The sequence below is a fragment of the Streptomyces sp. AHU1 genome (assembly GCF_045343905.1).
Lineage (GTDB): Bacteria > Actinomycetota > Actinomycetes > Streptomycetales > Streptomycetaceae > Streptomyces > Streptomyces triticiradicis.
The window spans coordinates 4,307,501-4,315,000 of record NZ_CP174283.1 but is presented as its reverse complement, the minus strand read 5'-3'; the positions used below and the strand labels follow the sequence as shown (position 1 = coordinate 4,315,000).

The 7,500-nt window shown below is 62.4% G+C and carries 3 protein-coding genes, 2 rRNA genes and 1 pseudogene; 4 read left to right on the top strand and 2 right to left on the bottom strand.

Features of this window, described 5'->3' with window-relative positions; genetic code table 11:
• Positions 1-5 precede the first annotated feature (5 nt).
• From ACICHK_RS19265 to ACICHK_RS19255, 3 genes are all read left to right on the top strand, one after another.
• Positions 6-3,128 (top strand): 23S ribosomal RNA (locus ACICHK_RS19265).
• A gap of 89 nt (positions 3,129-3,217) precedes the next feature.
• Positions 3,218-3,334 (top strand): 5S ribosomal RNA (gene rrf, locus ACICHK_RS19260).
• Between the two features lie 422 nt (positions 3,335-3,756).
• A complete protein-coding gene (locus ACICHK_RS19255; protein ID WP_406837889.1) occupies positions 3,757-4,272 on the top strand; it encodes a hypothetical protein in 516 nt (171 codons plus the stop codon).
• 956 nt (positions 4,273-5,228) lie between these two features.
• Here the strand turns inward: ACICHK_RS19255 and ACICHK_RS19250 are convergent.
• Positions 5,229-5,309 (bottom strand): annotated as a pseudogene (locus tag ACICHK_RS19250) (IS5/IS1182 family transposase); the annotation flags it as partial.
• A gap of 165 nt (positions 5,310-5,474) precedes the next feature.
• Between ACICHK_RS19250 and ACICHK_RS19245 the strand changes: the two are divergent.
• Positions 5,475-6,047 carry a S1 RNA-binding domain-containing protein gene (locus tag ACICHK_RS19245; protein WP_406837888.1) on the top strand — a complete coding sequence of 191 codons (573 nt, stop codon included), beginning with the start codon at positions 5,475-5,477 and terminating at the stop codon, positions 6,045-6,047.
• A 133-nt stretch (positions 6,048-6,180) separates the two neighbouring features.
• Here ACICHK_RS19245 and ACICHK_RS19240 read toward each other — a convergent pair whose 3' ends face one another.
• Positions 6,181-6,687, bottom strand: a complete 507-nt coding sequence (locus ACICHK_RS19240) for a hypothetical protein (protein WP_406837887.1) — start codon at positions 6,685-6,687, stop codon at positions 6,181-6,183.
• Positions 6,688-7,500 lie beyond the last annotated feature (813 nt).

Sequence of the window (7,500 nt, the reverse complement as noted above, 5' to 3'; positions counted from 1 at the left end):
TCTGTGGCCAAGTTTTTAAGGGCGCACGGTGGATGCCTTGGCACCAGGAACCGATGAAGGACGTGGGAGGCCACGATAGTCCCCGGGGAGCCGTCAACCAGGCTTTGATCCGGGGGTTTCCGAATGGGGAAACCCGGCAGTCGTCATGGGCTGTCACCCTTGCCTGAACACATAGGGCAAGTGGAGGGAACGCGGGGAAGTGAAACATCTCAGTACCCGCAGGAAGAGAAAACAACCGTGATTCCGGGAGTAGTGGCGAGCGAAACCGGATGAGGCCAAACCCTGTATGTGTGAGACCCGGCAGGGGTTGCATGCAGGGGGTTGTGGGATCTCTCTTCTGTCGTCTGCCGGCGACAGGACGAGTCAGAAACCGTTGACGTAGGCGAAGGACATGCGAAAGGTCCGGCGTAGAGGGTAAGACCCCCGTAGTCGAAACGTCAGCGGCTCGTTGGAGAGACACCCAAGTAGCACGGGGCCCGAGAAATCCCGTGTGAATCTGGCGGGACCACCCGCTAAGCCTAAATATTCCCTGGTGACCGATAGCGGATAGTACCGTGAGGGAATGGTGAAAAGTACCGCGGGAGCGGAGTGAAATAGTACCTGAAACCGTGTGCCTACAAGCCGTGGGAGCGTCGGGATGGAGCTTGCTCCATCCTCGTGACTGCGTGCCTTTTGAAGAATGAGCCTGCGAGTTTGCGGTGTGTTGCGAGGTTAACCCGTGTGGGGAAGCCGTAGCGAAAGCGAGTCCGAACAGGGCGCTTTTAGTAGCACGCTCAAGACCCGAAGCGGAGTGATCTAGCCATGGGCAGGTTGAAGCGGCTGTAAGAGGTCGTGGAGGACCGAACCCACCAGGGTTGAAAACCTGGGGGATGACCTGTGGTTAGGGGTGAAAGGCCAATCAAACTCCGTGATAGCTGGTTCTCCCCGAAATGCATTTAGGTGCAGCGTCGTGTGTTTCTTGCCGGAGGTAGAGCACTGGATAGGCGATGGGCCCTACCGGGTTACTGACCTTAGCCAAACTCCGAATGCCGGTAAGTGAGAGCGCGGCAGTGAGACTGTGGGGGATAAGCTCCATGGTCGAGAGGGAAACAGCCCAGAGCATCGACTAAGGCCCCTAAGCGTACGCTAAGTGGGAAAGGATGTGGAGTCGCAGAGACAACCAGGAGGTTGGCTTAGAAGCAGCCACCCTTGAAAGAGTGCGTAATAGCTCACTGGTCTAGTGATTCCGCGCCGACAATGTAGCGGGGCTCAAGCGTACCGCCGAAGTCGTGTCATTGCAGCAATAGGGCCAACGCCTGCTGTGATGGGTAGGGGAGCGTCGTGTGCCGGGTGAAGCCGCGCCGGAAGGCAGTGGTGGACGGTTCACGAGTGAGAATGCAGGCATGAGTAGCGATACACACGTGAGAAACGTGTGCGCCGATTGACTAAGGGTTCCTGGGTCAAGCTGATCTGCCCAGGGTAAGTCGGGACCTAAGGCGAGGCCGACAGGCGTAGTCGATGGATAACCGGTTGATATTCCGGTACCCGCTGTGAAGCGTCAAACATCGAGCCCATTAATGCTAAGGCCGTGAAGCCGCCCCGATCTCTTCGGAGTTGAGGGGAGTGGTGGAGCCGCCGACCCAAGGTGGTAGTAGGTGAGTGATGGGGTGACGCAGGAAGGTAGTCCAGCCCGGGCGGTGGTTGTCCCGGGGTAAGGGTGTAGGACGAACGGTAGGCAAATCCGCCGTTCACACAGTCTGAGACCCGATGCCGAGCCGATTGTGGTGAAGTGGATGATCCTATGCTGTCGAGAAAAGCCTCTAGCGAGTTTCATGGCGGCCCGTACCCTAAACCGACTCAGGTGGTCAGGTAGAGAATACCGAGGCGTTCGGGTGAACTATGGTTAAGGAACTCGGCAAAATGCCCCCGTAACTTCGGGAGAAGGGGGGCCACGTCTGGTGATGAGTCTTGCACTCTGAGCTGGGGGTGGCCGCAGAGACCAGCGAGAAGCGACTGTTTACTAAAAACACAGGTCCGTGCGAAGCCGTAAGGCGATGTATACGGACTGACGCCTGCCCGGTGCTGGAACGTTAAGGGGACCGGTTAGTCACTCTTCGGGGTGGCGAAGCTGAGAACTTAAGCGCCAGTAAACGGCGGTGGTAACTATAACCATCCTAAGGTAGCGAAATTCCTTGTCGGGTAAGTTCCGACCTGCACGAATGGCGTAACGACTTCTCGACTGTCTCAACCATAGGCCCGGTGAAATTGCACTACGAGTAAAGATGCTCGTTTCGCGCAGCAGGACGGAAAGACCCCGGGACCTTTACTACAGTTTGATATTGGTGTTCGGTTCGGCTTGTGTAGGATAGCTGGGAGACTGTGAAAGCCGCACGCCAGTGTGGTGGGAGTCGTCGTTGAAATACCAGTCTGGTCGTGCTGGATGTCTAACCTGGGTCCGTGATCCGGATCAGGGACAGTGTCTGATGGGTAGTTTAACTGGGGCGGTTGCCTCCTAAAGAGTAACGGAGGCGCCCAAAGGTTCCCTCAGCCTGGTTGGCAATCAGGTGTTGAGTGTAAGTGCACAAGGGAGCTTGACTGTGAGACCGACGGGTCGAGCAGGGACGAAAGTCGGGACTAGTGATCCGGCGGTGGCTTGTGGAAGCGCCGTCGCTCAACGGATAAAAGGTACCCCGGGGATAACAGGCTGATCTTCCCCAAGAGTCCATATCGACGGGATGGTTTGGCACCTCGATGTCGGCTCGTCGCATCCTGGGGCTGGAGTCGGTCCCAAGGGTTGGGCTGTTCGCCCATTAAAGCGGTACGCGAGCTGGGTTTAGAACGTCGTGAGACAGTTCGGTCCCTATCCGCTGTGCGCGTAGGAATATTGAGAAGGGCTGTCCCTAGTACGAGAGGACCGGGACGGACGAACCTCTGGTGTGCCAGTTGTCCTGCCAAGGGCATGGCTGGTTGGCTACGTTCGGGAGGGATAACCGCTGAAAGCATCTAAGCGGGAAGCCTGCTTCAAGATGAGTATTCCCACCCCCTCGAGGGGTTAAGGCTCCCAGTAGACGACTGGGTTGATAGGCCAGATCTGGAAGCCCGGTAACGGGTGGAGGTGACTGGTACTAATAGGCCGAGGGCTTGTCCTCAGTTGCTCGCGTCCACTGTGTTGGTTCTGAAACCACGAACAACCGTCGTAGCCGTATGGCCTCGGCTCCGGTTGACAGTTTCATAGAGTTTCGGTGGTCATAGCGTGAGGGAAACGCCCGGTTACATTCCGAACCCGGAAGCTAAGCCTCACAGCGCCGATGGTACTGCAGGGGGGACCCTGTGGGAGAGTAGGACGCCGCCGAACAAATTGTGAAGAAAACCCCCGTGCCGGGGATACCGGTACGGGGGTTTTCTGCGTTCAGGAACAAATTTTCCGGAACCGGAAGCCGAAGGCCGGCCTCAAGGTCCCTGCGACGAAACACCTACCGAACCAGGAACCTCGCGGCCTTCTGGGACAACGAGGAGTGTGTTCGGGGATCGGCCTGGTCCGCGGGGGGCTGCATCGGTATCCGGCCGGTCCGGTCTGCGGCAGACCAGGTACACGGACGGCAACCATCAGTCGATCAAGACCGCCGACTACCGGCATCGACTGCTGCGGCGCACAACGTCGACAACGGCAGTCCGGAAGCCCTGCGTACCTTCCTGGAGACCGGCCTACCGTCTCGCCCAGGCCCAGGACGACCGTGTCGCCATCGCCCGGGTACGCCGGAGGAGCTGTGGTACTTCGTGGAGGTCGGGCAGTACGAGGTGAACGGCCAGGACCTGTCCGGCCGATCGTGGATGTGGGCGGTCAGGCATGATGCCTGGGTGAGCGTCATCGTCGAGTTCTTCGCGGCTCCGGACGACACGTCGTCGGCTTTGGCTCTTCAGGCCGGGCCGGGACGTGCCTTCGAGTCACTCTCCTTCGGCAACTTCGATCCCGAAGAAGCTGTGGTCGAGTGGGAATGCCTTCTCGTCGGCGGCAGCTTCGAGGAGCTCGTCGAAGCCGGTGAGCCTCGTATCGTCGCCGACCAGGATGATGACGGATGCGTCGTCTTCGCGCTCTCGCCCCGCCTGTCTGCCGCCCTTGCCGGCGCCGAGCGCTCAGAGCTGGCCGATGTCGCTGCGTCGTGGGCCGCGAAGCGTGCGGAGGACGGCGAGGTCATCGACGTGGAGGTCGCTGACGTGATCCTCGGCGAACTGGCCGCCCTCGTCAGCGGCGCCCGACGCCAGGGCCGAAGCGTCTACTGCTGGGTCGCGTAGGAGTTCACGTTCGAAGCCAGGACGAGCCGAGAGCGTCCCGTAGCCGCAGGGTGAAACACCCGCTGGGGCGTGCATCCCCTCAAGACCGCAGCGTGAGCGCACTTCCCACCCAGTGAGCATTTTCAGCGTGGTCACCGGTCGGGTGACGGCAGTGGTGGCGGGCAGGCCACAACGCACACGGCTCCCGTACCGTTGAGGGAGGTGTTCGAAGTCTCAACCCACCGGCACAGGAGCCTTGTTGGGTCCCCAGCCTGCCGCACTCGACCTGCCGCACGCCCTGGTCGCAGTCACCGGCTTTCTGGGCTGTCGGTCGGCCATACCGCTTCCAGGCCGTGGTCGGTGGCGTAGAACAGGTGTGGCCGCAGCTCGGGGGCGTGTTCCAGGTCGCGGCGCAGCGCGTACAAATGGGCTGACCTCGCCGCCAGGAACGGTTGGGTGGCGAGCAGGCCCCTGAGATCTCCGAACCGCCAATCCGCACCCAGCAACTTCCTTGCCCGTACCAGCAGCCGAACTTCATCGACCGGAATCCTGCCCACATGGACGTCGGCGGTTGGCGGCAGTTCTGGCTCCGGGTCGGGGGGCACGGCGAAACCGGAACGCAGCCACACCTCGAACACCGGGGCAGCGACATCGAGGTCGACTTCGCCGAGACCGCCCAGGCCGGCCCGGAACACCGGGCCGCCGTCGTCGTCGCACCTGAGGAAGAATCCCCGGTCGCCTTCCTGGCCGATCATGAGGTAGCCCGTGAGCCACTCGCCGATTCCGTAGGTCGTGTTGCGCTCCAGCAGGGATTCCAGGCAGTACATGACCACTCCATCAGCGACGACGTCGTCGGTGGCCGACGCCAACCATCGCTGGTAAGCGGCATCCGTCCGGGAAACGAGTTGCTCGACCGTCTCCACCGCCGGCTCCTGCCTGTCGTCACCAGGCGCGGGCACGCCTGCACCGGTCGGCCCCTGGAAGATGCGCCAGGACTTCAGCCGGGCCATGCCTCGCTCGACGGGTGTGCGGGCCTGGGCGAGTGCGCGGTTGACGGTCGGGTGCGGGCCGCGGTCAGGTCGTGGGCCCTGCCGGGCAGGGTCGGTGAGATCCGCAGCACGGGAGCCTTGTGCGTTGTGGCCTGCCCGCCACCACTGCCGTCACCCGACCGGTGACCACGCTGAAAATGCTCAGTGCGAAGCCCCTCGTGAAATGCTGGGAGCATGTTGGGCGGACCGTCTGAGAACCCGGCCCTCTGGGCATTCCTGGAGTCTTTGCACCTCGGTGAGTTCCTTTCCGGGACCGTCACGGCGATCGAATCGTTCGGTGTGTTCGTCGGGCTGGACGACGGACCCGACCATCCGGTCTTCCCCGGCGTCGGGTTCATCTCCTTCGCTGAACTGTCCTGGCGACCTTTCGAGGAAGCTTCCGACGTCGTGCAGGTCGGGCAGCGCGTCTCGTGCGAGTTCCTCCAGTTCGACACCTGGAACCTGGAAGCCAGACTGTCCTTGAAGGCCACACAGCCGGACCCCTTTCAGGCATTCGCCGACGCCGTAGCGGTGGGGCAGAAACTGCCTGGCCAGGTCACCAAGCTGGTCCCGTTCGGCGTCTTCGTCCGGGTCGCTGGCGGAATCGAGGGACTGGTTCACCTGCGAGAGCTCGCCTGGGCACCAGTGGAGACTCCATCGGATGTCGTCCAGGTCGGCGACAAGATCACAGTGGTCGTCACCGAGATCGACCGGGAGCGACGCAGGCTGGTCCTCTCCCGACGACAAGGCTCGTCCGCCGACGTGTGATGCGCTGAGTCCCTGCGACAGTTCCCCTGCGCGACTCGCGGAAGGATCCTCAACTCATGTCCGCATCAACGACCTGACGGGTACCAGGCCCGCAGCCCAGGATCACGCCGGAAGGGTCATCCCGCGGCCCTGATCAGCGTGCCGGTCCGGCCGGCCTCGATCGCTGGGCGGCGGACAGCCGGGACTTGGCGATGTTGCGGATGCGGCGGGTGCGGCCACTCTCGGCCAGTACTTCCAGAACGGCCGTGGCCGAGGACTTCTCGGAAGCATGGAGCTGCAGCCAGTCGGAGGCCGCGACCAGGTCCTCGGCGTCCCACGGCTCGCTCAAGGTCATCGTCCGCAGCAAGGTCCACTCATCGAGGCGTCGTGCGGAGAAGTCGTCCCCCGCAACGGCGCCAGTCATCTCCAGGCACCAGGAGGGATAGCCGTGATCAGTGAGCAGCTCGGCGGCTCGCCTGCCGAGGTACTCGCAGACGGCACTGTTCGCCATCCCTTTGTCGGGATCGGTGAGTACTCGGGTGATGAGGGCAGCTGCGTCCGCCGGGGCCACCTCGTCGAACGCCCTCCGGTAGCGAGCGAACCGCACGTGCTCGTCCGGGTCCCAGTTCGGATCGTCGCCTGACACCGTGCTGTTCGACACCACCGTCACCCTCTCAGCTGGTTCGGGCAGAAGCCTGTCACAACCCCGGCACCCCTGATGTGATGCCCGTCGAAGCCTCGGAGAAGCCGGGTGCGCTCTCGCGGATGGACGGCCGAGCGCATGACCATGCACCCCAGACTTCCGCGGCCTGGGCATCGAGGGGCAGGACATGGTGATGCCCGGCGCGGGCACCTACGGCTACGCGGCCGGGCGTTTTCGTGGTGGGCTGACGGCGAGGCCCATCTCGCCGCCGACAGCCGCGGTCGCCGCTATGATTCGTGTCCGCACCTGGCAGGCCGGAGACCCGCCGACATCAGCGGGGCTCGTCGCCGACGGTGGACCCGGGCACCCGTAGGTTCGGTGCCTGGCATCCGCCGCAAAAGATCTTGACAGGGGAGGGTTGACACTGCCCTCGTGGATCCGTAGAGTTCTCCGAGTTGTCGCGGGACCGGAACGGTTCTGCGACGGCGCCTCCGCCGCTGATGCGGCAAACAAACCACCAGCACGATCCCTCAGTCGGGGTGAATTCGGCATGTCCGAATTCAATTCGATCGGGGTCCGGCGGCTCGATTAGGAACTGCCGGGGAGATCCGCTAAAGTTTGAGACGTCGGAACGGCCCAACGGCCGCGAAGACAAACCCCGCTGACTGGGAGTCAGGCCCGAAAGGATCTGATAGAGTCGGACTCGCCGGAAAGGGAAACGCGAAAGCGGGAACCTGGAAAGCGCCGAGGAAATCGGATCGGGAAACGGTCTGATAGAATCGGAAACGCAAGACCGAAGGGAAGCGCCCGGAGGAAAGCCCGAGAGGGTGA

What these genes read in the sequence shown, in the direction of transcription:
- ACICHK_RS19245 (WP_406837888.1), top strand. Translation starts at nt 5,475, where the DNA reads ATGTTGGGCGGACCGTCTGAGAACCCGGCCCTCTGGGCATTCCTGGAG.